Below are 25,481 nucleotides of genomic sequence, written 5' to 3'. Positions count from 1 at the left end.
CCCCCCCCCATGCCCGCTCCACCGGCGCCCCGGGGGGGGGTGCGCGCCATCGCCGACCGGCGCGAGGGCCTGGCCAGGCTGACCGGTCAGGTGGAGACACTGCGCACCCGCGCGCAATCGGTGGACGCCGAGATCGCCCGGCTCACCGACCTCACCACCGAGCTGCGCCGCCAGCTCAAGCCGCTCGGCCGCCAGGCCGAGGTGGCGCGGCGCGCCCCCGCCCGGGCAGCCCCCCCCCCCCCCCCCCCCCGCCCGCCCCCCCCCCCGCCCCCGCGCCCCCCGGGGCGCCCCCCCCCGGGCCCCCCGGGGGGGGCCGCCCGGTGAACATCGGCTACGTCGACGCCCAGGGCGTGGCGAGCCAGCGCGTGGTCGAACCGCTGCGGGTCGGCAACGGCCAACTCGACGCCGTCGACCCCGTCACCGGTGCCACCCGCCACTTCACCCTGCACCGCATCGCGTCGGTGGCCCTGCTGGACTGAACCACACCAGCACAACCAGCCACCACGACCCGACCTCGAGGAGGGTCCGCCGCGTCAGCGGCGGTTCGCGGCCGTCCCGTCGATCAGGTGCCGGTGCGTAGGCGACGAAGGAGCAAGCACCGGTGCCTGATCGACGGGACTGGAGGGGCCGCGAACTCGAGCGCGCCAGCGCTCCGAAATTACGGCTTGGCCATGCAGAAGGTGGCCTTGGGGTCGGCGGCGAAGCGGAACTGGGTGGCGTCGGTGCCGCACTGCAGTTCGTCGGTGGCGCCGTCGATGCGCTTGACGACCTTGAAGGTGGCCTCCGGTGCGGTGCAGGCGACCGCTTCGGCCGGGCGCTGGCCCGCGTCGGCATAGCACTTGCCCTCGGCGAAGTTCGGGGAAAGGCACAGCCCGGTCTTGGTGTCGCCGACGGTGCCGTTGAAGGTCGCGTCCTCGACGGCGCAGTTCAGCGGGGCCGCGCCGACCTGCACGATCCGGTAGTTCGAGGTGGCGGCGCCGCAGTCACCCACGGTCGCCTTCATCGCGTCGGCCGCGTTGTCGGTGACCTCCACGCAGGAGCCCTTGCTCACCGAGTTCGCCGCCGAATCGCTGTCCGACGAACAGGCGACGGCCGCCCCGACCAGTGCGACCGTCGCCACGGGGGCGAGCACGAGCCGTGCCAGCAGTCGCTTTCCTGGGAAAAACACTGAAAACCTCACTCACCGAACGGTTCAGGCAGATATGACCGCCGTGACGATACCCAAGCCGGTGCCGGTCACGCTCGCCCGCGTCGAACGCTGGTTACCATCACAAAGGTGACCATCGACGATGTCGTGGACGAGCTGTACGGCCTCGACCCCGGCGAGTTCGTGGCGACCCGCACCGAGCGGGCCGCCCAGGCCCGCGAGGACGGCGATCGCGAGCTGGCCAAGGCCATCACCGCGCTGCGCAAACCCACGGTCGCGGCCTGGACGGTGAATCTGCTGGCCCGGCACGCGCCGAAGGAGATCTCGGCGCTGCTCGACCTCGGTGACGCGCTGCGTTCGGCGCAGCGTCAGCTCTCCGGTGACAAACTGCGCGCGCTCGGCGCCCAGCGTCAGCAGGTGGTCAACGCGATGACCAAGCGGGCGGCCGAGCTGGCCGCCGAGCACGAGCGCCCGGCGAGCGAGCAGGTGCTGCGCGAGGTCGGCCAGACGCTGACCGCCGCGCTGGCCGATCCCGATGTCGCCGATCAGGTGCGGGCCGGCGTGCTGCCGACCACCGTCACCTATGACGGGTTCGGCCCCGCCGGGCTGGTCGCGATCACCGGCGGCAAGGCCACACCGCCCAAGAAGGCGAGCCCGCGCCGCGGCAAGACCACACCGGAGGACGCCGCGGCCCAGCGCAGGGCGGAGGCGAAGCAGGAGCTCGACGACGCCGAGTCCGCGCTGACGGAGGCCCGTGCCGCGAAGGACGAGGCGGAAACCGCGGCGGCACAGGCGAAGACCGAACTGGACGAGATCGAGTCCAGGATCGACGAATTGCGCGCGGAACTCGAGCACGCCGAGCAGCAACGGCATTTCGCCCGCACCACCGAACATCGCGCGCGCGGCGAACTCACTTCGGCGCGCAGCCAGTTCGATCGGATGCGACGCTGGGTCGAGCGGGCGAAGGCCCGCATGGACGGGAGCTGACCGCCTCAGCGTCGCAGGGTGCCCGGGTACAGGAACGCTTCGCGCGGCGCCGTCGTCGCGTCCAGCCATTCGGCCAGGAATTCACCGAGCGGCATCGAGGTCCGGCTCTGCAGGAATTCACGGAACTCCGGCATCGAGGCGTGCCCGTCGCGGTGCGCGTGCACGAAATCGCGCAGCGCCGTGAAGAACACGTCCTCGCCGAGCAGTTTGCGCAGTGCGTGCAGGAACAGCGGGCCGCGGTAGTAGACGGAGGTGAAGATGTTCTCCGCGCCGGGATTCGCGAGCGCGATATCCCAGAACTCCGGGTCGTCGCGGAATTTCGCGATGGTCTCGCGGTATTCGGCGTCCACGTCGGCCCCGTCGACGCGTTCGGGCCACAGGTAGTCGGCGGTGTAGCTGGCGAAGCATTCGTTGAGGCAGATGTCGGACCACTGCCGCACCGACATGGTGTCGCCCCACCACTGGTGGGCCAGCTCGTGGACGACGGTGTTCAGGTCGGTCCACGGCGCGTAGGTGGGGCGGGTCTGGGTTTCCAGCGAGAACGGGATCTCGGCGTCGACGTAGATGCCGCCCGCGACGTCGAACGGGTAGGGGCCGTAGAGGTTTTCGAGGAAGTCGAGGATCTCGGGCAGCCGCTGCTCGTCCTCGCGGTTGCTCTCCGATTCCGGCGCGAACGCGCTCAGCACCTGGGTGCCGTTCGCCCGCCGCTGTTCGAGGAAGGTGAAGTGGTCGACCGCGACCGTGGTCAGGTAGCCGAGCACGGGCTGCCTGGTCTCCCAGGTGGTGAACAGGCGGCCGTCGCGCACCTCGTGCCGGGTGCGCTCGCCGGTCGACATCACCTCCCAGTCGGCGGGTACCGCGGCGCGCAGCGTGAAGGTCGCCTTGTCCAAGGGGGTGTCGTTGAGCGGGTACCAGGAGGTCGCGCTGTGCGGCTGCCCGACGGCGAACGCGCCGCCGCTCGGCGCGTAGGTCCAGCCCTCGCCCTCGGTGTCGGCGGCCGGGCCCGCGTAGTCGACGACGATCCGCAGCGGCAGTCCGGGCGGCAGCGGGAGCAGCGGGGTGACGACGAGTTCCTGCGCGCCGTCGTGGGCGAACGCGGCGGGCTGGCCGTTCACCGTCACCATCAGCACCTCGGGGCCGGTGTAGTCGAGGTTGAACTGGGCCAGCGGCTGCGTCGCGCGGGCGTCGACGCTCGCCGTGCCGCGCATGACGTGGGTGGGCGGGTCGTAGTCGATCGCCACGTCGTAGTGGGTGACGTCGTAGCCGCCGTTGCCGTCGGCGGGAAAGTAGGGGTCACCGAGGCCGGGTGCCCCGATCAGCCCCGCGTCGGCGCCCGCCGGGCAGGTACCGACGACGAGCACCGTGAGCACCGCGCACGCTGTGGCGCAGAGACGCATCGTCGACACACCTTTCGCCGGAGCGGGTTCGCGTTGGCACCGACCATCGTCGCATCAGCTCGAGCGCGCACGGGATACCGCCCGGCGCTTCGCCCGTCGGCGCCGAGCATGCGTGCGGGTCAGCGCCGAGCACGCGGTGCGGGTCGAGCCCCGAGCACGCGGTGCGGGTCGAGTGCCGGGCACCCGGTGCGGTCAGCGCAGCTCGCCGGGCAGGCGCTCCGGATCGAGCATCATCCGTTTGGTCGCCGTGCGCCGCACCCGATCGGCCAGCGCCAGATTCTCCGCGAGCAGCCGCCATTCGAGCTCGGTGATGGCAGCGCGGGCCCGGTCGATCACGGCGCTGTCGCGGGTGGCCCACGCGATCGGCATGGCGGTGACCAGTTGCCAGCGTTCCCCCACCTGGCGCGGCGCGCGGTCGGTGCGGACCGCGACGGCGGGCACCCGCTCCCCCGGCTCCGGCGCGTGGCCGGGCAGGGCGCGCACCTTGCGGGTCACCAATGCCCAGCTGCGGGTCGGCGCGGTCGGTTCGGCGATGTCGACGAGGGCGAGCAACACGATGCCGCCCGGCTCGGCGTCGGTGACCACGGCGGGCACCAAAGCACCGTCCTGGTACAGCTTTTCGATGCTGGAGCGGTGCGGAGTCCACAGCGCCACCCAGAGCGCGATCGCGGCGGCCAGCGCGCAGACGATCGCGAGCAGGTATCCCCATGCCTGACCGCTCCACAGCAGGGCGGCCGTGGCCGCGACGGCGAGCCCGGCCGCGAGCAGCGCGACGACGCGCAGCCTGCGGAGCCCGGTGAACGTCTCGTTGACCGCATGGGCGTGCTCACGGTCGACCACGAATTCGAAGCGGCGCACGATTCCTTCCTAGCACAGGTTGCGGAGGAAATGCCTCCACTTATCTGCCGAGGGCTGTCACCGCACGTTACCGCGTCCTGACCGGCCGACAGCGACTACGCGCCGTCACCGATCGGCGGTCCGAGCAGATCGTCGGCGTCGGTGATGCGGTACGCGTAGCCCTGCTCGGCGAGGAAACGCTGCCGGTGCGCGGCGTACTCGGCGTCGAGGGTGTCGCGGGCGACCACCGAATAGAAATGCGCCTGTCCCCCATCCTGTTTCGGCCGCAGCAACCGGCCGAGGCGCTGCGCCTCCTCCTGCCGCGACCCGAAGGTGCCCGAAACCTGCACCGCCACCGAGGCTTCCGGCAGATCGATGGAGAAGTTGGCCACCTTGCTCACCACCAGCACGGGGACCTCGCCCGAGCGGAACGCGTCGAAGAGGGCCTCGCGCTCCTTGTTCTTCGTGGCGCCGGTGATCACCGGCGCGTTCAGGTCGACGCCGAGTTCCTCGAGCTGGTCGAGGTAGGCGCCGATCACCAGGGTCGGCGCGTCCTTGTGCCTGGCCAGGATCGACTCGACCACCGGGATCTTGGTGCGCGCGGTGGAGCACAGCTTGTAGCGCTCCTCCGGCTCGGCCGTCGCGTAGGCCATCCGCTCGGCATCGGTGAGGGTCACCCGCACCTCGACGCAGTCGGCGGGAGCGATCCAGCCCTGTGCCTCGATGTCCTTCCACGGCGCGTCGTAGCGCTTGGGGCCGATCAGGGAGAACACGTCGCCCTCGCGGCCGTCCTCGCGCACCAGTGTGGCGGTCAGGCCGAGGCGGCGGCGCGACTGCAGGTCTGCGGTCATCCGGAAGACCGGCGCGGGCAGCAGGTGCACCTCGTCGTAGATCACCAGGCCCCAGTCGCGGCTGTCGAACAGCTCCAGGTGCTTGTACTCGCCCTTGGTCTTGCGGGTGATCACCTGGTATGTCGCGATCGTGACGGGCCGGATCTCCTTGCGCTCACCTGAATACTCGCCGATCTCGTCCTCGGTGAGCGTGGTGCGCGCCAGCAGTTCGCGGCGCCACTGCCTGCCCGCGACGGTATTGGTGACCAGGATCAACGTGGTCGCCTTCGCCTTGGCCATGGCGGCGGCGCCGACCATCGTCTTGCCCGCGCCACACGGCAGCACCACCACACCGGAGCCACCGGCCCAGAACGAGTCGGCGGCCATCTCCTGGTAGTCGCGCAGGTGCCACTTGCCCTCGGTGTAGTCCAGGCCGATGTCGTGGGCCTCGCCGTCGACGTAGCCGGCCAAATCCTCGGCGGGCCAGCCGATCTTGAGCAGCATCTGCTTGATGTGGCCGCGCTCGGAGGGATGCACGATCACCGTGTCGTCGTCGATGCGGGCACCGAGCATGGGCGCGATCTTCTTGTGCCGCAGCACTTCCTCGAGCACCGCGCGGTCCAGGCTCACCAGGCACAGACCGTGCGCCGGGTGCTTGACCAGCTGGAGCCTGCCGTAGCGGCCCATCGTGTCGACGATGTCGACCAGCAGCGGCTGCGGCACCGCGTACCGCGAGAAGTTCACCAGCGCGTCGACGACCTGCTCGGCGTCGTGCCCGGCCGCGCGCGCGTTCCACAGCGCCAGCGGCGTGATCCGGTAGGTGTGCACATGCTCGGGCGCGCGCTCGAGCTCGGCGAACGGCGCGATGGCCTGCCGTGCGTTGCCTGCCAGCTCGTGGTCGACCTCGAGCAGGAGGGTCTTGTCGCTCTGCACGATCAGCGGACCGTCGGTCACAGTGCCTGCGCTTTCGGCGCGCTGGTGCGCGCGGGTTCGGGGCCTCGTGACCCCTCGATTCAGCGCTCGAGACTCGCGCCTGCGGCGCATGCGCTTCGAGCGCTGAATCGAGGGGCGGCCCCGAACGGGCTCGTCGGGCTCGCCCTGTGCGGGGTGTGTTCGGCCTGGAGTGTCGATCTTCGTGGTGGCGCCGTGGGTCGGTCGCCTTGTTCGATTGTACGGACGTGGACCGACAGGCGACCTGGTGGCGGGGCTGGAGCGAGCGGTCCAGCGGTCGCTCACTGGACCGAGACAAGCCGCGCTGACCAGGTCAGACTCGGTGAGTGCTGCAGACAACGGCGATTCTCGGGGTAGCGGCGGCGGCGTTGGGCATGGTGCTCACGCCGGGGCCGAACATGATGTACCTGGTCTCCCGGACGGTGGCGCAGGGCCGCCGGGCCGGGCTCGTCTCCCTGGCCGGGGTCGCCGCCGGATTCGGGGTGTATCTGCTGGCCGCCGCGGTGGGCATCACCGCCGTGTTCGCGGTGGTTCCCGGCCTGTACCTGGGCCTCAAGCTCGCCGGCGCGGGCTATCTGCTGTGGCTGGCCTGGCAGGCCGTTCGCCCGGGCGGCACGTCGGTGTTCGCGCCCGTGGAGCTGCCGGTCGACCCGGCGCGGCGGTTGTTCACCATGGGCTTCGTCACAAACCTGCTCAATCCCAAGATCGCGATCATGTACATGGCGCTGATCCCGCAGTTCGTCGATCCCGAGCGCGGGGCGCTGTGGTTGCAGAGCCTGTCGCTGGGCGCCGTCCAGATCGCGGTCGCGCTCACCGTCAACGGGCTGATCGTGCTCGGCGCCGCCGGGCTGGCGTCGTTCCTCACCGCGCGACCGCTCTGGCTGCGGACCCAGCGCTACCTGATGGGCACCGCGCTCGGCACGATCGCGATCCTGCTCGCCACCGATCGGACGCGCCCGGCTCCCGCCTGAGCGGCGGACCTGGGCCCGCCCGGCTGTCGCGACGCGCCGGGCCGATCACACTCGTACCGCACCGCCGCCGACCAGGCGAGGCGGATGCGGGCGCGACGGGTTCCCATGCCACGCTGCTCGCGGGGGTTCGTGCGAAGGAGTGAGCGGTGAGTATTGGGGTGCTGGCGGCGGCCGTCGCGACCGGACCGTCGGTCTCGGAGCTGGATTCCGCGGTGACCGTGGTGCATCGCGGTGGCGAACTGCTCGGTGTGATCTCGTTCGCCGCCTCGGGTGCGCTGGTCGCCGCGCGCAAGCGGCTGGACATGTTCGGGATGGCGGTGCTCGCGGCCGCGACCGCGCTCGGTGGCGGCATCGTGCGCGATCTGTTGATCGGGCGCACCCCACCCGCCGCGTTCACCGATCTCACCTTCCTGACCGCCTCGCTGGTGACGGCGCTGGTCCTGTTCTTCATCGCGCCCTCGCCCCGGCTCACCAAGGGTCCGCTCGAGATCGCCGACGCCATCGGCCTCGGCCTGTTCTGCGTCACCGGGACGGTCATCGCCGATTCGGCGGGCCTCGGCGCGCCGACGGCGGCACTGCTCGGTATGACCACCGCGATCGGCGGCGGCGTCCTGCGTGACGTGCTCAGCGGCGAAGTGCCGAGCGTCCTACGCCCCGACCAGGATCTCTACGCGATCCCGGCCCTGTTCGGCGCCGCCACCACGGCCACCCTCCTGCACTTCGACCTCTACCACGCCTGGACCGGCCTGCTCGCCGCCACGGGCGCCATCGGCTTCCGGCTGCTGGCCCGCCACTTCCAGTGGCAGGCGCCGCTGGCCAGGCACGCGCGCGACTAGCGCCGATCGACTCGGATGATCGGGGGCAGCTCGTAGCGGCCGTCGAAGACGGCGTCATCGGGTTCGTAGATCCGCAGCAGCGGACGGAAGGCGCCGGCCGGAGTCGGCAGCCAGTTGGCGCGGAGCTCCGGGTCGACGGGCTCGTCGTGCTGGAGCGCGATGGTCAGCGAGCCGTCGGCGCCGGTGTGCAGCCCCGGCGTGCGATCCCCGATGGAGTATCGGCCGATCGGGTTGTCGACGAGATAGAAGTCGGGGGTGTCGTACATCGTGATCGACCAGAACGCACCGCACGGCGGTGGCGTGGCGAACCGCAGCTCGTAGCGATGCGCTCCGTCCAGCGCGCGACCGTCGGCGTCGTCGTAGATCATCGCGTAGGCGGCCTCGTAGCCATGGTTGCCCCACAGCCCGGCCCGAGCGGCGATCGCCCGCAGCAGGTACCGCTGCGGCGTGTCCGGTGTCTTCCACGCCGGCTCGTCGAGGGCGCCGACCTCGAAGAAGTCCAGGTTGTAGTCGAAGAGGTGATAGGTCAGGCTCCAACCGTGCTGTTTCGGCGCAGGGCCGTCGGTGAGCGCCGTCTCCAGCCGACGCTTCCCGGCCGCGAACCCCGCCGTCAACGCGGCCGCGAGAGTGGGATCGGGATCCGCGTAGGGCGATTCCGGTGCGAGCAGGCCGAGCGGGGCGAAACGCTGCTGATAGCGGCGATCGCGTTCGGCCGGCGGAAACGCGCGTATGGCCGTCCGCAGCCGCTCGTAGAACCGCATCTGCTCGGGCAGGTCCGCGGCGGGTCGGGCGGGCAGGCCGGGGCCGGGCGCGGTCGGCGTCAGTCGTAGTCCCTGCTGTAGCTCGCGCACCGCGGGCAGATCCTGTTCCCCGGCGACCGCCCATCTGCCCACGATGGTGGCGATGGTGGTGGGAAACCGGATCACGGTCACATCGGCGGGTGCCGTGCCCGTCCACCCGGGCGGTACCAGCAGGAACGAGGCCGCCTTCGTTCCGGTCGCCCGGTGCCCCACGTAGGCGAAGTTCTCGGTCCAGGGGTCGACGAACTGCATGACGTAGTAGCGATCGCCCGCCTCGGGCACGTCGAAGCGCACCGGACCGCCGCCGGTGTCGACGTTCGCGATCGAATACACCGTGTCGTTGTTGATCGAGACGAACTTCGCGTCGGCACCGGCGAGCCGGGTCGCGTGCCCGAACTCGTTCATCGGCCGCGCGGGGACGCTGCCGAGGCCGTCACGTTCGAACCGTTCGACCTCGTCCAGATCGAACAGCAATGGGTAGCCGTAGATGAACGCGTCGGCGGCCGATGTCGCCAGTTCGGTCTCGGAGATCTGATGCGCCGTCATGACTCCGAGTCAAGCGTGCGCGGCTCGCGACCGGCTCATCCGTTGCGGATGATTCCCGCGCGCAGCCGCCGCACCCCCTCGTCGATGGTCTCGTCACGCTTGCTGAAGGTGAAGCGGATCAGATGACGCCAGTCCTCGGCATGGTCGGCGAACACGCTGACCGGTACCGCCGCGACCCCGAGCCGGGCGGGCAGTTCGCGGCAGAACGCCATGCCGTCGCTCGCGCCGAGCGGACGGATGTCGGCGCAGACGAAGTACCCGCCCGCGCTGGCCGATACCCCGAAACCCGTGTCGCGCAGCGCCTCCGACAGCCGTTCCCGCTTCGCCGAGAGACTGTCGCGCAGCACGTGCACCCAGTCCAGCTCCGCGTTGATCGCGTGCGCGACGGCGGGCTGGAACGGTCCGCCGCCGACGAAGGTGAGGAACTGCTTGGCCGCGAGTACACCCTCGAGCAGCGGGGCGGGCGCGCAGACCCAACCGATCTTCCACCCGGTGACATTGAACGTCTTCGCCGCGCTGGACACCACGACGGTGCGCTCGCGCATGCCGGGCAGGGTGGAGATGCTGAGGTGTTCGGCGCCGTCGTAGACCAGGTGCTCGTACACCTCGTCGGCCAGCACCAGCAGGTCGTGTTCGCGGGCCAGCTCGGCGATGGCGGTGAGGTCGGCGCGGTCCAGCACGGCGCCGGTCGGATTGTGTGGTGAATTGATCACCAGCATGCGGGTTTTCGGGGTGATCGCGGCGCGCAGGCTGTCGAGGTCGAGGACGAAGCGATCGCCGTCGGCGACCAGGCGCGCGGTGCGCCGCTGGGCGCCGGCCAGCGCGACCGAGGCGGCGTAGGAGTCGTAGTACGGCTCGATCAGCGCCACCTCCTGCCCCGGCTCGACCAGCCCGAGGACGGCCGCGCTGATGGCCTCGGTGGCGCCGACGGTCACCAGCACCTCGGTGGCCGGGTCGTAGGCGGTGCCGTAGCGGCGGGCGCGATCGTCGGCGATCGCCTGCCGCAGTACCGGCATGCCGCGACCGGGCGGGTACTGGTTGAGGCCGTCGGCGATGGCGGCCCTGGCGACCTCGAGCATGCCCGCCGGGCCGTCGGTGTCCGGGAAACCCTGCCCCAGATTGACCGCGTCGTGGCGGACGGCCAGCTCGGTCATCTCGGCGAAGATCGTCGATCCGAACGGGCGCAGGCGGGAGACGGTGGGCGGCGCAGACGACATCCCCGCAGCGTATCCCACTTTTCCGCACCGTTGCCGACCGATAGCGAACACGCATGTTTCACAAACGTTTTCCTGGTTTGACCTGCGCTATTGTGCAGTCACTCGAGCTGAGCTAGCCTCGCCGTGTTCTACCTCACACACCACAGCGTGGTGGCATATCGAAAGGGGCTCTCTATGGCCTCACCTCTGCTCGACTTCATCGTCGGACCGGCTGCGTCGGAGGTTGCCGGTTCGGCTCTGCGGTTCATCCACGACCAACTGCTCGGCAGCCCGATCGCCGACTTCTTCACCGGCTCGGCGACCCCGGACAACAACATGGGTTCCTCGACGGGCGACCACAACCTCGGCTCGTCCACCGGCGACCACCAGTGGGGGTCCACCTACCCCTAGACACGTGCAGCTCGGACCGGATCGCGCGGGTCCGGTCCGACACACGGGTCAGCGAGTACGTGCCCCCGACAGCTTCGCCGCATTGGCGAAATCGTAAGCAGCCCAGACTTTCCCCTCGCGCACCGCGAACCCGATCACCCGCACCGGCCTGCCGAACGGCGAGTTCGGATCGGTGAGCACCAGGCCCGACTGCCCGTTCACCGCGGCAGGGGTCAATTCCAGCCCCGCCTCCAGCAGATGCTTGCGCCACAGTCCCAGCGCCAGGCGGGCGATCCTGTCCGCCCCCTCGACCACATTGAGCGCCGTCTTGGTGGTGCCGCCCGCGTCGGCGGTGAAGGTCGCGTCCGGGTGCAGGGTGGCCGCCACGGCGGCGACGTCACCGGTGGCCAGCGCCGCCAGGAACCTCCGCACCGCCGCGTCGTGCACCTCGTCGGCGACCGGTTCCGGCGCCTTGGCCGCGGCCTTGCGCGCCCGCACCGCCAATTGCCGTGCGGCGTCGGGTGATACGCCGATGATCGCGGCGATCTCGTCGAACGGCACGTCGAGGCTGTCGTGCAGGACCAGCGCCACCCGCTGCTGCGGGGTGAGGGCGTCGAGCACCACCATCGCCGCCATCCGGCTGTCCTGATCGCGGACCACCACGTCGAGCGGATCGGTGGTGCGCGTCGGCGTCGTGACGATCGGTTCCGGAAGCCACTGCCCCACATAGGTTTCCCGGCGCACGGCCGCGCTGCGCAAATGGTCGAGGCAGATCCGGCTCACCACCGTCGTCAGCCAGGCGCGCAGGTCGTCGATCTCGGATTGATGCACGCCCGCCAGCCGCAGCCAGCTCTCCTGCACCGCGTCCTCGGCGTCGCCGACGCTTCCGGTGAGCCGGTAGGCGACCGAAAGCAAATGCGTTCGATGTGATTCGAACAGGTCGGCGAGGAACGGGGAAACCATCATCGGTGATCCTACGGTCGCCGAAAACCGGATGAGAAACCGGGCGGGGACCTGGCACGATGGCACGATGTACGAGCACACGCTCACCGACGGCACGGTCTGGCTCACTCGCCCGGCCGCCGCCGACATCGACCGCATCGTCGAATGCTGCCAAGACCCCGAGATCGTGCGCTGGACGACCATCCCGTCGCCCTACGGCCGGGCCGAGGCCGAGCAGTTCCTCGACCTGGTCGTCGCCCCCGGCTGGGCGGCCGGCATCCCCGTCTGGGCCATCCGCACCGCACTCGACGGCCCGGTCGAAGGCATGCTCGGCCTGCACGACCGCGGCCCCGGCGTCCGCGAGATCGGCTTCTGGCTCACCCCCGCTCACCGTGGCCGCGGCCTGATGACCCGCGCCATCACGCTGGTCTGCGACTTCGCCTTCGCCCCCGACGGCCTCGGCCTGGCCCGCCTCACCTGGCGCGCCATGGTCGGCAACCACCCCTCCGCCGCCGCCGTGCGCCGCACCGGCTTCCACTACGAGGGCCTGGCCCGCCAGGGCGGCATCCAACGCGGCACCCGCGTCGACGAATGGCACGCCGCCCGCCTCGCCACCGACCCACCCGGCTTCGCCGAGGGCTGGCCGGAAACGATCCTCACGCCCTGACCACCGACCGGCCTGACCAGAGACTGCCCTCCCGTAGGCACCGCACACTGCTTCTCGCAAGCCTCGTCCGGCGAACCCGGCGTGCGAGCATGGAGGGCATGCTCTCCAGCCCTGCCGCCTGTCTCCGCGCGGCCCGCGTCGGGCAGCGGTGCCTGGGTCCCGTGCGGGCTGGAGCAGGTCATGCCTGATGACGCGCGGTTCGAGTGGTTCGCCGACACCATGGGGGTGGGGGCGGCGGATCGGGTGTTGGAGTTGGGGCCGGGGGCCGGGGTTTCGCTGGTGCGGGTGGCGGGGCGGCTGCGGGGTGGGCGGATCGTCGGTGTCGAGCGGTCGGCGAGTGCGCTCGGGCGGGCCGCGGTGCGGTGCGCGGCGGAGATCGCGGATGGGCGGGTGCGGCTGGTCGAGGGGACGGTCGGCACGGTGTCGGCCGCGCGGGTGCTGGCGGGGCTCGACGGCGGTGCGCGATTCGATCTCGTGTTCGCGGTGAACGTCAATCTCTTCTGGACCGGACCGGCCGTCGGCGCGTGGGCGCTGGTGCGTGAATGTCTCGCTCCCGGTGGGCGATTCTGGCTCTGCTACGGATACGGCGGTCCCGACGGGCCCGCGAGCAGCCCGAAACCGGACCCCGCGTTGCTTCAAAGCCGGGCAGATACAGCGGGTTTCGACGCCCAGCAACATTCGTCGGGCGACCTGCTCGCCGTGGAGCTGCTCGCTCGCGATCAGTCCTGAGGGCAGGGCTCCGAATCGGCGGATGCCGCAATGCGGCGCGCCGGCCCGCGAGACCGCTACGCCGAGACCACCGGGCAGTGGTGGAACCGGCCGAGGCCCGCGGCCGCGCCGGGATGCACCCCTCGGTCCACGCGACGGGCTGACACCGTTGCCTCGGCGGCGAGGCGGCCGTTCAGCGCTTCTCGGCGTTTCGGGCCGTGCCGCGATGGGCGGTGACGGTGGTGGGGTCTTCCGGCCAGGCGTGTTTGGGGTAGCGACCGCGGAGGTCGGCGCGGACCTGGGCCCAGCCGTTGCGCCAGAAAGACGGGAGGTCGGCGGTGACGGCGACCGGACGCTGGGCCGGGGAGAGGAGGTGGAGCAGGACCGGGGAGCGGCCGTCGGCGAGAGTGGGCGGATCGGTCCAGCCGAAGATCTCCTGGACTTTCACGGCCAGGACCGGCGGGTCGGCGGTGTAGTCCACGCGGACGCGGCTGCCGGAAGGGACTTCCAGCCGCTCGGGGGCCAGCTCGTCGAGCCGGGCGGCGGCGGGCCACGGGAGCAGGCGGCGCAGGGCGGTGCCCGCGTCGATCCGGGTGAGGTCGGCGCGGCGGCGGGCGGTGGCGAGTTCGGGGCCGAGCCAGGTGTCGAGGTCGGTGAGCAGGGCGTCGTCGTCGACGGCGGGCCAGGGGTCACCGAGGATGCGATGCAGGAAATCGAGCCGTTGCCGCAGGCCGCGGGCATCGTCATCCCAGCGGAGGAGGCCGAGACCTTCCGCCCGCAGCCCGTCCCGCACCGCCTGCCCCACCAGTCGCGAATCCGGTTCGCGCAGCGCCTTTTCCGACAGCACGATCGCCCCGAGCCGCTCGACCCGCCGGGCGATGACCTCCCCCGCCTCCCACCGCACCTCGTCCGCCCGGCTCAGCAGCCCCGGCGCCGCCGCACGCGCCAGTTCCTCGTCGGCGACGGCCGCCAACCGAATCCGCCCCTCGGCCCGCCCGGGCTCCCGATCCGCGACCGCGACGGCCAACCACTCCGCGTCCCCCAACCCGGACCCCGGCGGCAAGGTCACCGCCGTCCCACCGGCCATGAGATACGAGCCCCCACCCGCCCGCCGCCGCGCCAGCCGCTCCGGGAAAGCGAGCGCGATCATCAGCGCCGCCGCCTCCCCCACCGAAGCGTCACCCCCAGGGCCACGCGATCCCCCGAACGCATCAGCCGCCGATACGGCGCGATCGCCGGGCGCGCCGGCAAGCTGCTTCGTCAGGCGTTGCACCTCCCTGGCCCAGCGCGGCGGGCGATCATTGCGGAGGGCGCGGAGGGCGGCCGCGGCGTCGGTGCCCGAGGCCAGGGAGTCGTCGTCCATGAGGACGACCATTTCGGCGGCGGTGCGGGGGCCGAGGTGGGCGGCGCCGTCGAGGAGGGCGCGGGCGAGGCGGGGGTGCAGGCCGAGAGCGGACATGGCGCGGCCGCGAGGGGTGACGTGGTCGGTGGAATCGAGAGCACCCAGAGCTCTCAGGACGGCGCGGCCCGCGGCGAGACCACCTTCGGGTGGCGTGTCCCACCACGCGAGGCCGGATCCGTCGGGCGTACCCCAGCAGGCCAATTCCAATACGAGACGGGTGAGTTCGGCGGTGCGAATCTCCGGCTCGGGATAGGCGGGCAGGGTGTGGTGCTCGTACTCGGGCCAGCAGCGCCAGGCCGCCCCGGGTGCTTCACGACCGGCGCGGCCCGCGCGCTGCTCGGCCACCGCCGCCGAAACCCGCACCGTCGCGAGGCCGGACAGTCCGCGCCGATGATCGATGCGCGGCACCCGCGCCAGCCCGGAGTCGACGACCGCGCGCACGCCGGGCACGGTGAGGCTGGATTCGGCGACAGCCGTGGACAATACGACGCGCCGCCGCGAGCCGGGCCGCAGCGCGGTGTCCTGAGCGGCGCCACCGAGCCGCCCGTGCAGCGGCACGACATCGACATCCAGGTCGCGCAGCAACCCGGCCGTCCGATTGATCTCGCCGACACCGGGCAGGAAGACCAGCACATCGCCGTCGACCTCCGCCAACGCGGCCCGGATCGCCCGCGCGACCTGCGCTTCCACCCGCTCGCGCGGGAGAGCGGGCAGATACCGGATATCCACCGGGTAGGCCCGCCCACGCACCTCCAGCACCGGCGCGAACCCCGGCGTGCCCGCCCGGATCACCGTGCGTTCCGATGGCGAGCCGGCAGCGTTCTCACCGCGACCCGGCATCGAGCCACCGGCCGGCGCGGGCTCACCGTCGTCCGCGCCGAGGAGTTGTGCCAGCCGATCAGCCGCCACCGTCGCCGAGGTGGCGAGGACGCGCAGATCCGGACGCAGGCCGGACCTGGCGTCGAGCAGCAGTGCCAGCAGCAGGTCGGCGTCGAGGTGGCGTTCGTGGCATTCGTCGAGGACGACGGTGTCGACGCCGGGCAGCTCCGGATCGTTTTGCAGGCGCCGCACCAGCAGGCCCGAGGTGACGACCTCGACGCGCGTGCGCGGCCCGACCTTGCGATCCCCACGCACGGCATAGCCGACGGTCTCCCCCACCTTCTCCCCGAGCAGCCCGGCCATGCGCGCGGCCGCCGCCCGCGCCGCCAATCGCCGCGGCTCGGCCACCACGATCCGCCCCTCGGTCGCGGCGGCCAGGGCCAGCGGGACCAGCGTGGTCTTGCCGGTCCCCGGTGGCGCGACCAGTACCGCCACGCCACGTCCGGTGAGCGTTTCGACGATCTCGCCCAGCGCGGGCCGCACCGGCAGATCGGGCAGTTCAGGCAGCTTCATCGCCGTCCAGTCTGCCGCCCCGCCGCGAACCGGTGCGCAACCACCCGGCGGCGAATGCAACGGCACCTGGGCGTACACCATCGGCGGACGCCGAGGGAGCAGTAGCCAACATCGAAGTGCCCCCGGGGTGTCCGGGGGCACTTCGCGTGAAGAACGTCGCGTAGAGAACTCAGCCGCGCCGGGTTTCGACGGCGGCGGCGAGGCGGTCGAGCTGGGCGGCGGTGACGTCCCAGTCGATGCAGGCGTCGGTGATGGACTGGCCGTAGGTGAGCTCGTCGGCCTTGCCGAGGGTCAGGTCCTGGCGGCCCGCGACGAGGAACGATTCCAGCATCACGCCGACCACGCCCTGCTCGCCGGCGGCGAGGCGGTCGGCGATGTCGGTGACGACGTCGACCTGGCGGTTGTGGTCCTTGTTGCTGTTGCCGTGACTGGCGTCGACGACCACGCGCTGCGCGAGGGACGACTTCTCCAGCCGCAGCTTGGCCTCGGCGACCGAGGCGGCGTCGTAGTTGGTGCCGTTGCTGCCGCCGCGCAGGATGACGTGGCAGTCCGGGTTGCCGGAGGTGCGGATCAGCGCGGACCGGCCGTCGAGGTCGGTGCCGGGGAAGACGTGACTGGCCGCGGCGGCGCGCACACCGTCGACGGCGACCTGCACGTCACCGTCGGTGCCGTTCTTGATGCCGACCGGCATGGACAGCGCGCTCGAGAGCTGGCGATGCACCTGGCTGGCCGCGGTGCGGGCGCCGATCGCGCCGTAGGAGACCAGGTCGGCGATGTACTGCGGGGTGATCGGGTCGAGGAACTCACACGCCACGGGCAGGCCGAGCGCGGTGATGTCGACGAGGACCTTGCGGCCGATGCCGAGACCGGTGTTGACGTCGAACGAGCCGTCCAGGTGCGGATCGTTGATCAGACCCTTCCAGCCCAGCGTGGTGCGCGGCTTCTCGAAGTACACCCGCATCACCACGTGCAGCCGGTCGCTCAGCTCGGCGGCCTTGGCGGCCAGCTTGCGGGCGTAGTCCAGGGCGGCGGCCGGGTCGTGCACCGAGCACGGGCCGACGATCACCATGAGGCGGTCGTCGTCGCCGTTGAGCACGTCGACGGTGGCCTTGCGACCCGCGCGAACGGTGTCGGCGAGCTCGTCGGTGATGGGGTGGACGGTGCGCACCTCGGCGGGCGAGCGCAGGGGGCTCACGCTGAGGGTGCGCTGATCATCGAGATCGGAATGCCGCGAGTCGACATCGGCTGCGGTGGTCATGTGTGGGTTCCTATTCTTCGAGGCCGACCCACGGACTTTTCGCGAACCCGTCGAGCCGGTCAGTGTCCGGCTCGGGGTGAGGAGGTCAGCGCGCAGGGTCGCAGACCGGCCCACCCAGGGCCGGCTCGCTAAACCAGAAATATGCGCGCTGCATGCCGTGGACTGTACCACCGGTGCAACGCGGTAAGGGTGGCCTCGGTTGCCCGAAGTGCCGGGCATCACATCGCGCGGGGGCACCTCGACCGACCGGACTCTCCTTGACCTCGAGGTAACTTCAGGTCCTAGCGTCGGCGGTCGAGGAAAGGAATTCGACTGTGACAACACTGGTTACGGGCGCGACCGGCAACACCGGGCGCCAGGTGGTGCGGGAACTCGTCGCGCGCGGCGAGAAGGTCAGGGCGCTCACCCGCGACGCCGCCGCGGCACGCACCCTGCTCGGTCCCGACGTGGAGTTGGCCACCGGCACCCACAACGAGCCCGCGACGATCGGCGAGGCGTGGCATGGCGTCGACCGGCTCCATGTGACGGTGACCGCCGGGCTCGCCGAGGTCGGCTCCGAGCTGATCGGCCGGGCCTACAACCTGACCGGGCCGGCGGCGATCACCCCGCACGAGCGGATCGCGATCCTGGCCGAGGCGGCGGGCAGGCCGATCGAATTCGCCAGGATCACCCATCAGCAGGCCGTCGACCGGCTGCGGGCCACCGGCGTCTCGCAGGCCGACGCCGAGTACGTGATCGGCTGGTACGCCGAATCGAGCCCGGAGTCCTACACGGTGGACCCGACCGTCGAACAGGTGCTCGGCCGCCCCGCGCGGACATTCGCGCAGGGGGCGCCCGAACACGGGCACCGATTCGCCAGGGCCTGACGGCCGGACTCAGCCCCACTGGCCGGGAACGTAGTCACCGGCCGGGGTGTGCGCGATGGCGTTGAGCCGGTTCCAGGCGTTGATCATCGCGATGGCGGCGATCAGGGCGGCGATCTGGTCGTCGTCGTAGTGCTTGCGCACCTGGTCCCAGGTGTCGTCACTGACGTGACCGCCGTCGGCGACGCGGGTCGCCTCCTCGGTGAGGGCGAGCGCGGCCCGCTCCGCCTCGGTGTAGACAGTGGCCTCGCGCCAGGCGGCGATCAGGTTGATCCGGACCGCGGACTCGCCCGCGTGGGCGGCGTCCTTGGTGTGCATGTCGACGCAGTAGCTGCAGCCGTTGATCTGCGAGGCCCGGATCTTCACCAGCTCGTAGGTGGCCTTGTCGAGCGGGGAGTCGTCGATCACCTTGCTCGCCATGGTCATTCGCTTCACGAAGCTGGCGGCGACCGGGTTGGCGTAGAGGTTGAAACGCGCTTCCATGATGTGCTCCTTCGTCGTTGGATTCACTGAGACGACGACGGAGCCGGTGGCCGTGTGACATCGGCGGATGTGATGCCGGTCACCATCGTTCAGATCAAGCCACAGAGTTTCTCCGAGAGCTCCCACAGCTCGCAGGCGAGCGCGCGGTCCTTCGACGCGTCGCTGCTGCCGCAGCGCGCGGGGTGGCCGTGCAGCCCGAGGAAGCCGTCGGGGCCGTAGAAGGCGCCGGGCACGATGTCGGCGGTGGCGGCGTACAGGGTCGGCAGGGCGCCCTGGTCGGCGTCCTGGGCGAGCAGACGATTACCGAGCGCCATCACCAGGTCGCGCACCGATTCGGTGTGTGACATCAGGTCGGTGGCGGCGTAGCCGGGATGGGCTGCCACGGACACCACCGCCGAACCCTCCCCGGCCAGCCTGCGCTGCAACTCGTGGGCGAACATCAGGTTGGCCAGCTTGGACTGCCCGTAGGCGAGCCAGCGGTCGTAGCGGCGGCGCTCCCAGTTCGGGTCGTCGAGATCGATCCGGCCGAGGCGGTGCGCCACGCTCGACACCGTCACCACGCGGTCGGTGATCCGGTCGAGCAGCAGGTTGGTCAGCGCGAAGTGGCCGAGATGGTTTGTGCCGAACTGCATTTCGAAGCCGTCGTTGGTACGGCGCAGCGGCAGCGCCATCACCCCGGCGTTGTTGATCAGCACGTCGACGCGCTCGATCGCGTCGCTGAACGCGCGCACCGAGTTCAGGTTCGCCAGGTCGAGTTCACGGACCTCCGCCGGGCCGGGCAGGGCCGCCGCCACCCGCTCCGCCTTGCCGGTGTCGCGACAGGCCAGGATCACCCGCGCACCCGCACCGGACAGTGCCCGCGCGGTCGCCGCGCCGAGCCCGCTGTTGGCTCCGGTGACGACGATCGTGCGGCCGGTCTGGTCGGGCAGGTTCGCGGCAGTCCACTTACTCACTGGTGAAAGTCTAGTGCGACCTGCGCGAAGCGCGAATCGGCGCTACGACTGCGCGAGGACCTCCTCGTCGCTCATCGCGGCCACCTCGAGGTACAGCACCGCGACGGCGGCGAGCCTGCCCGCGGTGCCCGACTCGTTCTCCCGCTCCAGCATTCGCGCGGCCAGGCCGGCGACGGTGCGCGCGGTGAACAGGTCGGCGACGACGGTGTCGGGGGCGTCGAGCCATTCGCGGATGCGGGCCACGGCGGTGGTGGCGAGCACGGAATCGCCACCGAGCGCGAAGAAGTCGTCGGTGACGCCGATCCGCTCGGTCGCGAGCACCTCACCGATCACCGCGGCGAGCGCGCGTTCCAGGTCGGTGCGCGGCTCGACGAATTCCGCCGCGCTCTCACCCTTTTCGAGGATCGCGCGGACGGCCTTGCGGTCCGGCTTGGCGTTCGAGGTGAGCGGGAGCTCGGGCAGGAGTTCCAGCCGGGTCGGCACCATGTACGCCGGGACGAGTTCCGCGGCGGCCGCGAGCACCTGGTCGATGTCGAGGGCGGTGTCCGGGGTGGGGACGACGGCGGCGACCAGTTTGGGCGCTGCCGAACCGACCACGGCGGCCACCGCGTGCCGGATCCCGGGCACGGCGCGCAGGGCGCTCTCCACCTCGCCGAGTTCCACCCGGTAGCCGCGGATCTTCACCTGGTGATCGGCGCGGCCGAGGAATTCCAGCGCGCCGTCGGGCAGGTAGCGGGCCAGGTCGCCCGTGCGGTACCAGCGCAGACCCTCGTGGGTGACGAACCGGTCGGCGGTGCGTTCCGGGTCCTTGCGATAGCCGGCGGCCACGCCGTCGCCGCCGATCCACAGTTCGCCGGTGACCCAGTCGGGGCAGTCGTTGCCCGCGGGTCCGACCACCCGGCAGCGCACATTGCGCAGCGGCGTGCCGTACGGCACGGCGCTCCATTCGGCGGGCACCTCCGCGCCGACGACCTCGCAGATGGTGGAGTGGATCGCGGTCTCGGTGGCACCGCCGAGACCGGCGAAGCGGCACTCGGGGGCCACCGCGGCCAGGCGGCCGGGCAGGGCGATGTCGACCCAGTCGCCGCCGAGGATCACCGTGCGCAGCGACGGCAGCGGTTCCTCGGCCGTCGCGGTGAGCAGCATGTCGAGCAGGCTGGGCACGCAGTTCAGCAGCGAGACCTCGTGCCTGCGAATCAGTTCCACCCAGCGGGCCGGATCGGCGCGCTGCGTGTCGTCGACCGCGACCACGGCGCCGCCCGCGGCGAGCAGGCCGAAGATGTCGTAGACGGACAGGTCGAATTCGAGGGCCGACAGCGCGAGGGCCCGGTCGGCGGGGCCGAGGGCGAACCGCTCGTTCAGGTCGTCGATGGTGTTCATCGCCGCGCGGTGCGGCACCTCGACGCCCTTGGGCTTGCCGGTGGAGCCGGAGGTGAACAGCACGTAGGCGACGTTCTCCGGGTCGCCGAAGACGGGGCGGGCCAACGGTTCCGCGTGCGTGCGCGCCTCGGCCAGGTCGATCGCGCGCGCGTCGGGGATCTCGGCGCCGCCGACGGTGAGGACGGCGACCGCGTCGGCGGTGCGCAGGATCTCCGCGCGGCGGGCGGCGGGCTGGTCGAAGCCGATCGGCACGTACACCGCGCCTGCGGCGAGCACTCCGAGCACGGCGAGCACCTGGTCGGGGCCCTTCGGCAGCTGCACCGCCACCGAATCACCCGGCGCCACACCGGCTTCGCGCAGGGCGCCGGCGACGGCCAGGGCGTCGGTGGCCAGCTCCCCGTAGGTGAGGCGCCCGGCGGGCTCCCAGAGCACCGCGGGCGCGGACGGATTCGTCGCGGCGTTCGCGAAGAAGCCCGTGTGCAGGAGACCACCGCTCACCGGCCCGGCCGTGGCATTGACCCTGGCCCGAGTAGCGGCCTGCTCCACCGGGATTCGCACGCCGGCCTCGGCCTGCCACCCCGCGCCGCCGACCTGCGCGGCGGACCGGGACCGACCACCCTCCTCGCGGCGGTCCGCCCCGGAGTGGTCCGATACCGACGTGGGGTCGCCGAGGACATCCGCCGCCTGCGAACCATCGCCCGGCCTCGCGTGACGACCCGCCACGCCGACGAGACCGGTGGTCGACTCGGCGGAGGCAGCCGTCGCAGGCGAACTGCCATCGGGGGTGACGCCGTGACCCGCCGCGCCGAACCCGTCGTGCGCGCCGGAAAGCTCGGCGGTCTGCCCGCCCAGGCGCTCGATCGCCTCGATGTAGCGGGCGAACATGGCCTCGACCATGCCCGCGGGGAAGGCGGATTCGCGGATGTCCCAGTTGAGCAGGAGACCGCCGCGGACCTCGGTGATCTGGGCGTCGAGCAGGACCTGCGGGCCCTGGGAGATGATCCAGACCGGGTCGCCGAAGGTGTCGGTGACGGTGTCGGCGAACAGTTCGCCCAGGTTCAGCGCGCTGGTGTAGACGATGGGCGCGAGGACCGGCTCGCCGCGATGGCGGCCGAGATCGCGCAGGACCTCGAGGCCGGAGTACGCCGAGTGCGCGCCCGCCTCGTGCAGGCGCTGCTGCAGGGCGCGGGCGCGATCGGCGACGGTGGCGGGCTCGGTGACGTCGACCTCGAGCAGCACCGAGGAGGTGAAGTCACCGACGACGCCGTCGACCTGCGGGTGCACCGGTTCACGGTGGAACAGCGGCAGATTCAGCAGGAAACGGCGCTGCGCCGACCAGCCGCCGATGGTCTCGGCGAACACCGAGGCCAGCGCCATCGCCGGAGTGATGCCCCTGGCGTGCGCGGCATCGAAGACCCGCGCCTTGGCCTGCGGAGACAGCCAGCGGTGCAGGCGGACAGTGCGGCTCGGATCCGAGATGTGCTGGGCCTGAGGCAGTTCCGGTGCACCCGGCAGCTCGGGCAGACGTGCCTGCCACCAGGCGCGGTCCCGGGCGCGCTCGTCCGCCAACGCGGCGCCGCCTCCAGCCGCACCCGGCCCGTGGTCGGCCAGGTACTGACGGAAGGTGTAGTCCTGTGGCGCCAGCTGCTCGCCGTGGTAGAGCCGGGCCAGGTCGGTGATGAGGATGCGGTAGCTCATCGCGTCGGCGGCGAGCATGTCGACGTCGAGGTGCAGGCGGGTGCGTCCGTCGGCGAGGCGGGTGAGCGCGATATCGATCACCTGGCCGTCCTGCACGGCCATCTTCTGGTGGGTGCGCGCGTTCCGCAGTTCCGCGAGCCGCCGCTCGGCGACCTCCGGCGCGTCCGCCCGCAGGTCGGCGACGCTGAAGACCGCGCGACCCGGCCGGTCGAGAGTCTGCTGGGTGCCGTCGGGCAGGAACCGGGTGCGCAGCATCGGATGGCGGACCAGCAGCTGTTCCACCGCCCGCTCGAGCCGCTCGGGTTCGACACCGGCGCCGTCGAATTCGACATACAGGTGCGCCGCGACGCCGCCGAGTTCCTGCGCGTCGGACCGCCCGATCCAGTACGCGTGCTGCATCGGCGCCAGCGCGAACGGGGTGCCGTCATCGGGGACGATCGGGAATTCGCCTGCCGCCGAAGCGGAATCGGCCTCGTCACCACTGCCGACCGGCGAACCCTCAGCCGGACGGGCGTCGCCGAAGGCTGCGGCGGTTCCACGCTGAGCGCTGGTGACAGCCACGCCCCCATCGGGCCCAGCGACACCGACGGCTCCACCGGGCTGAGCGGCATCGGGCTCGTCGGTGGCGGCGCCGTCGACGGGAGTGCCGTTCGCGGCGAGTTCCTCGGGATCGGCGCCGTTGAGCAGGGCGTGCCAGGCGTCGACGGTGGGATGGGCGGCCAGCAGGGCGAAGTTGACCGCGATGCCGCGCTTACGCCAGCCACCGGCGAGCTTCATGGTGCGGATCGAGTCGAGGCCGAGCTGGATCAGGTCGGTGGCGTCGGCGAGATCGGCGAGCTCGAGGTCGAGCTGACGGGCGATCGCGGCGCGGATCTCGGCGCGGTCGATTCCGGCGCCGCCTGCGGGTGCTTGCTCCATCTGCCGATCACTCCTTGCTCGCCGCCCGTGATCGGACGGATTTTCGGTGCTGCCCGGCCGCAGCCTACTCCATTGAGATAGGGTTGCCTAACCTTCCCATGTGGATTGCTATGGCGACACCATCGGAGGGCCGAGGACGCGCGGCACCCGCCGCCAGGACCACAGTGAGGCAGTTCGTGACGTCGACATCGACCGCAGACCACCGTGCGGGCTACGTCCCCTTCCCGTCGACCGCCGCACAGGAGTACCGCGCCGCCGGCTACTGGGCCGGGCGCACCCTGGGCGACCTCCTGCGCGACACCGCCCGCGCCCAGCCCGAGCACCCCGCCGTCCTGAGCGACGCGGCGCCGCTGTCCTACGCCGAACTCGACGCCGCCGCCGACCGCATGGCCCACGGCCTGCTCGCGCTCGGCATCGCTCCCGGCGACCGGGTGATCGTCCAGCTGCCGAACATCCCCGAATTCGCGACGGTCCTGTTCGGCCTGCTGCGGGCCGGCATCATTCCGGTGCTCACCCTGCCCGCGCACCGCCGCGCCGAGATCGAGCACCTCGCCACGCTCGCGGAGGCCGTGGCCTACCTCATCCCCGACCGCCTGACCGATTTCGACTACCGCGAGCTCGCCGCCACCGTGCGAGCGAACGTGCCGAGCCTGCGCCACGTGCTGGTCGCGGGCGACCCCGGCGAGTTCACCGCCCTGGATGCGGTCCCGCGCGAAGGGGATTCGCTGCCCGAGATCGACCCGGCCGAGATCGCGCTGATGCTGGTCTCCGGCGGCACCACGGGTCTGCCCAAGCTGATCGCGCGCACCCACGACGACTACGCCTACAACGCGACGGCCAGCGCCGAGGTGTGCGCGCTGTCCCCCGACGACGTCTACCTGGCGACCCTGCCCGCGGCCCACAACTTCCCGCTCGCCTGCCCCGGCATTCTCGGCACCGTCGCCACGGGCGGCGCGATCGCGTTCACCCTCGATCCGAGCCCGGAGGCCGCCTTCGCCGCGATCGAGCGGCACGGGGTGACGGTCACCGCCGTCGTCCCGCCGCTGGCCCAGCTGTGGAGCGCCGCGGTGGAATGGGAGGACGCGGACCTGAGCTCGCTGCGGCTGCTGCAGGTCGGCGGCGCCCGCCTGGCCGAGGTGAACGCCCGCGAGGTGGAACCGGCACTGCACTGCCGCCTGCAGCAGGTGTTCGGCATGGCCGAGGGCCTGCTCAACTTCACCCGCCTCGACGACGACGCGGAACTGGTGTGCACCACCCAGGGCCGCCCGCTCTCCCCCGCCGACGAACTGCGCGTCGTCGACGCCGAGGGCGACGATGTCGCGCCCGGCGAGGAAGGCGAACTGCTCACCCGCGGCCCCTACACGCTGCGCGGGTACTACCGTGCGCCCGAACACAATACGCGCGCCTTCACTCCCGACGGCTTCTACCGCAGTGGCGATCTGGTGCGTCAACTGCCCAGCGGCCACCTGGTCGTCAGCGGCCGGATCAAGGACGTGATCAACCGCGGCGGCGAGAACATCTCCTGCGACGAACTCGAGGAGCACCTGCTCGCCCACCCCGCCGTCCGCCACGCGGCCGCCGTCGGCCTGCCCGATGCCGCCCTCGGCGAAAAAGCCTGTGTCGTCCTGGTCGTCACCGGCGAGCTGCCGAGCCTCGGCGAGCTCAAGGCCTTCCTCACCGAGCGCGGCCTGGCCACCTACAAGCTGCCCGACCTCGTGCGCCAAGCGGATTCGCTCCCGATCACGGCCGTCGGCAAGATCGACAAGAAGGCCCTGCGCGCGCTGCACGGCTGAAACCGGCAACCGCGGCGCAACACAGGAGAGGGGGGGCCCGCGTGGCGCCCGGTTGAGGCCAGAGCACGGAAAGTGGCACCCCGCGCCGCGATTTACAAGGGTGAGGGAACAAGCCGGCCCCGCCCGGCGGGCCGCC

At 71.5% G+C, this 25,481-nt stretch carries 22 protein-coding genes; 10 read left to right on the top strand and 12 right to left on the bottom strand.

All coding sequences use genetic code 11. The features are described from left to right. Together QH270_RS20270 and QH270_RS20265 are read left to right on the top strand one after the other, a co-directional pair. Positions 1 to 324: hypothetical protein (locus QH270_RS20270; RefSeq protein WP_280344794.1), on the top strand; the 324-nt coding region annotated here is incomplete at its 5' end. Next, the gene (locus QH270_RS20265) at positions 321 to 479 is read left to right on the top strand and encodes a hypothetical protein (RefSeq protein WP_432420390.1); all 159 of its coding nucleotides are present in this window, start codon (positions 321 to 323) and stop codon (positions 477 to 479) included. The genes QH270_RS20270 and QH270_RS20265, both read left to right, overlap by 4 nt. Positions 480 to 658: 179 nt before the next feature. On the opposite strand, the gene QH270_RS20260 is transcribed toward QH270_RS20265, so the two are convergent. Continuing rightward, a complete protein-coding gene (locus QH270_RS20260; protein ID WP_280344791.1) occupies positions 659 to 1,168 on the bottom strand; it encodes an LppU/SCO3897 family protein in 510 nt (169 codons plus the stop codon). 108 nt (positions 1,169 to 1,276) lie between these two features. Here QH270_RS20260 and QH270_RS20255 point away from each other — a divergent pair, with 108 nt between their 5' ends. Continuing rightward, positions 1,277 to 2,134: a hypothetical protein gene (locus QH270_RS20255; protein WP_280344789.1), complete on the top strand. Its 858-nt coding sequence runs from the start codon at positions 1,277 to 1,279 to the stop codon at positions 2,132 to 2,134. A gap of 5 nt (positions 2,135 to 2,139) precedes the next feature. On the opposite strand, the gene QH270_RS20250 is transcribed toward QH270_RS20255, so the two are convergent. The 3 genes from QH270_RS20250 to QH270_RS20240 form a co-directional block, all read right to left on the bottom strand. Further along, on the bottom strand, positions 2,140 to 3,531 hold the full coding sequence (locus QH270_RS20250) for a M1 family metallopeptidase (RefSeq protein WP_280344787.1): 1,392 nt from the start codon (positions 3,529 to 3,531) through the stop codon (positions 2,140 to 2,142). Between the two features lie 192 nt (positions 3,532 to 3,723). After that, complete coding sequence (locus QH270_RS20245) at positions 3,724 to 4,389, bottom strand: DUF3239 domain-containing protein (RefSeq protein ID WP_280344786.1); 666 nt, start codon at positions 4,387 to 4,389, stop codon at positions 3,724 to 3,726. 95 nt (positions 4,390 to 4,484) lie between these two features. Next, positions 4,485 to 6,152, bottom strand: coding sequence for a DNA repair helicase XPB (locus tag QH270_RS20240; RefSeq protein ID WP_280344784.1), 1,668 nt, complete (start codon positions 6,150 to 6,152; stop codon positions 4,485 to 4,487). Positions 6,153 to 6,523: 371 nt separating this feature from the next. Here QH270_RS20240 and QH270_RS20235 point away from each other — a divergent pair, with 371 nt between their 5' ends. Together QH270_RS20235 and QH270_RS20230 are read left to right on the top strand one after the other, a co-directional pair. Next, on the top strand, positions 6,524 to 7,120 hold the full coding sequence (locus QH270_RS20235; protein ID WP_432420389.1) for a LysE family translocator: 597 nt from the start codon (positions 6,524 to 6,526) through the stop codon (positions 7,118 to 7,120). A gap of 146 nt (positions 7,121 to 7,266) precedes the next feature. Continuing rightward, positions 7,267 to 7,956, top strand: a complete 690-nt coding sequence (locus QH270_RS20230; RefSeq protein ID WP_432420388.1) for a trimeric intracellular cation channel family protein — start codon at positions 7,267 to 7,269, stop codon at positions 7,954 to 7,956. Here QH270_RS20230 and QH270_RS20225 read toward each other — a convergent pair. Further along, positions 7,953 to 9,302: a DUF1254 domain-containing protein gene (locus tag QH270_RS20225; RefSeq protein ID WP_280344779.1), complete on the bottom strand. Its 1,350-nt coding sequence runs from the start codon at positions 9,300 to 9,302 to the stop codon at positions 7,953 to 7,955. The two genes, QH270_RS20230 and QH270_RS20225, sit on opposite strands and share 4 nt — an antisense overlap. A gap of 35 nt (positions 9,303 to 9,337) precedes the next feature. Beyond that, positions 9,338 to 10,519, bottom strand: a complete 1,182-nt coding sequence (locus QH270_RS20220; RefSeq protein WP_280344778.1) for a pyridoxal phosphate-dependent aminotransferase — start codon at positions 10,517 to 10,519, stop codon at positions 9,338 to 9,340. A gap of 174 nt (positions 10,520 to 10,693) precedes the next feature. Between QH270_RS20220 and QH270_RS20215 the strand changes: the two genes are divergently transcribed. Next, positions 10,694 to 10,909 carry a hypothetical protein gene (locus tag QH270_RS20215; RefSeq protein ID WP_110037343.1) on the top strand — a complete coding sequence of 72 codons (216 nt, stop codon included), beginning with the start codon at positions 10,694 to 10,696 and terminating at the stop codon, positions 10,907 to 10,909. Between the two features lie 48 nt (positions 10,910 to 10,957). On the opposite strand, the gene sigJ is transcribed toward QH270_RS20215, so the two are convergent. Then, a complete protein-coding gene (gene sigJ, locus QH270_RS20210) occupies positions 10,958 to 11,851 on the bottom strand; it encodes an RNA polymerase sigma factor SigJ (protein ID WP_280344797.1) in 894 nt (297 codons plus the stop codon). A gap of 67 nt (positions 11,852 to 11,918) precedes the next feature. Here sigJ and QH270_RS20205 point away from each other — a divergent pair, with 67 nt between their 5' ends. Next, complete coding sequence (locus QH270_RS20205; protein ID WP_280344776.1) at positions 11,919 to 12,497, top strand: GNAT family N-acetyltransferase; 579 nt, start codon at positions 11,919 to 11,921, stop codon at positions 12,495 to 12,497. Positions 12,498 to 12,677: 180 nt separating this feature from the next. Next, a complete protein-coding gene (locus tag QH270_RS20200) occupies positions 12,678 to 13,226 on the top strand; it encodes a class I SAM-dependent methyltransferase (protein ID WP_280344773.1) in 549 nt (182 codons plus the stop codon). 172 nt (positions 13,227 to 13,398) lie between these two features. On the opposite strand, the gene hrpB is transcribed toward QH270_RS20200, so the two are convergent. Continuing rightward, positions 13,399 to 15,999: an ATP-dependent helicase HrpB gene (hrpB, locus tag QH270_RS20195; RefSeq protein ID WP_280344770.1), complete on the bottom strand. Its 2,601-nt coding sequence runs from the start codon at positions 15,997 to 15,999 to the stop codon at positions 13,399 to 13,401. A gap of 169 nt (positions 16,000 to 16,168) precedes the next feature. Beyond that, positions 16,169 to 17,257 (bottom strand): 3-deoxy-7-phosphoheptulonate synthase, encoded by a 1,089-nt coding sequence (locus tag QH270_RS20190; protein WP_280344767.1) that lies wholly within the window; start codon positions 17,255 to 17,257, stop codon positions 16,169 to 16,171. Between the two features lie 314 nt (positions 17,258 to 17,571). On the opposite strand from QH270_RS20190, the gene QH270_RS20185 reads away from it, so the two are divergent. Then, complete coding sequence (locus QH270_RS20185) at positions 17,572 to 18,123, top strand: NAD(P)H-binding protein (RefSeq protein ID WP_280344764.1); 552 nt, start codon at positions 17,572 to 17,574, stop codon at positions 18,121 to 18,123. Between the two features lie 9 nt (positions 18,124 to 18,132). Here QH270_RS20185 and QH270_RS20180 read toward each other — a convergent pair whose 3' ends face one another. The 3 genes from QH270_RS20180 to QH270_RS20170 form a co-directional block, all read right to left on the bottom strand. Further along, positions 18,133 to 18,603 (bottom strand): carboxymuconolactone decarboxylase family protein, encoded by a 471-nt coding sequence (locus QH270_RS20180; RefSeq protein WP_280344761.1) that lies wholly within the window; start codon positions 18,601 to 18,603, stop codon positions 18,133 to 18,135. An 89-nt stretch (positions 18,604 to 18,692) separates the two neighbouring features. Further along, complete coding sequence (locus QH270_RS20175; RefSeq protein ID WP_280344758.1) at positions 18,693 to 19,556, bottom strand: oxidoreductase; 864 nt, start codon at positions 19,554 to 19,556, stop codon at positions 18,693 to 18,695. 42 nt (positions 19,557 to 19,598) lie between these two features. After that, the gene (locus tag QH270_RS20170) at positions 19,599 to 23,552 is read right to left on the bottom strand and encodes an amino acid adenylation domain-containing protein (RefSeq protein WP_280344755.1); all 3,954 of its coding nucleotides are present in this window, start codon (positions 23,550 to 23,552) and stop codon (positions 19,599 to 19,601) included. 176 nt (positions 23,553 to 23,728) lie between these two features. Here QH270_RS20170 and QH270_RS20165 point away from each other — a divergent pair, with 176 nt between their 5' ends. Further along, positions 23,729 to 25,345 (top strand): (2,3-dihydroxybenzoyl)adenylate synthase, encoded by a 1,617-nt coding sequence (locus QH270_RS20165; protein WP_280344753.1) that lies wholly within the window; start codon positions 23,729 to 23,731, stop codon positions 25,343 to 25,345. Positions 25,346 to 25,481 lie beyond the last annotated feature (136 nt).

Source organism: Nocardia neocaledoniensis, assembly GCF_029868625.1.
Classification (GTDB): domain Bacteria; phylum Actinomycetota; class Actinomycetes; order Mycobacteriales; family Mycobacteriaceae; genus Nocardia; species Nocardia neocaledoniensis_A.
Note: the sequence above shows the minus strand (reverse complement) of the source record. Positions and strands in the feature narration are given on the sequence as shown.

Bases quoted from the DNA above. Each gene is read 5' to 3' on its own strand.
- QH270_RS20235 (WP_432420389.1), top strand. From the start codon at position 6,524: ATGGTGCTCACGCCGGGGCCGAACATGATGTACCTGGTCTCCCGGACG.
- QH270_RS20250 (WP_280344787.1), bottom strand. From the start codon at position 3,531: ATGCGTCTCTGCGCCACAGCGTGCGCGGTGCTCACGGTGCTCGTCGTC.
- sigJ (WP_280344797.1), bottom strand. From the start codon at position 11,851: ATGGTTTCCCCGTTCCTCGCCGACCTGTTCGAATCACATCGAACGCAT.
- QH270_RS20190 (WP_280344767.1), bottom strand. From the start codon at position 17,257: ATGACCACCGCAGCCGATGTCGACTCGCGGCATTCCGATCTCGATGAT.
- QH270_RS20180 (WP_280344761.1), bottom strand. From the start codon at position 18,603: ATGGAAGCGCGTTTCAACCTCTACGCCAACCCGGTCGCCGCCAGCTTC.
- QH270_RS20220 (WP_280344778.1), bottom strand. From the start codon at position 10,519: ATGTCGTCTGCGCCGCCCACCGTCTCCCGCCTGCGCCCGTTCGGATCG.
- QH270_RS20170 (WP_280344755.1), bottom strand. From the start codon at position 23,552: ATGGAGCAAGCACCCGCAGGCGGCGCCGGAATCGACCGCGCCGAGATC.
- QH270_RS20200 (WP_280344773.1), top strand. From the start codon at position 12,678: ATGCCTGATGACGCGCGGTTCGAGTGGTTCGCCGACACCATGGGGGTG.
- hrpB (WP_280344770.1), bottom strand. From the start codon at position 15,999: ATGAAGCTGCCTGAACTGCCCGATCTGCCGGTGCGGCCCGCGCTGGGC.
- QH270_RS20215 (WP_110037343.1), top strand. From the start codon at position 10,694: ATGGCCTCACCTCTGCTCGACTTCATCGTCGGACCGGCTGCGTCGGAG.
- QH270_RS20205 (WP_280344776.1), top strand. From the start codon at position 11,919: ATGTACGAGCACACGCTCACCGACGGCACGGTCTGGCTCACTCGCCCG.
- QH270_RS20225 (WP_280344779.1), bottom strand. From the start codon at position 9,302: ATGACGGCGCATCAGATCTCCGAGACCGAACTGGCGACATCGGCCGCC.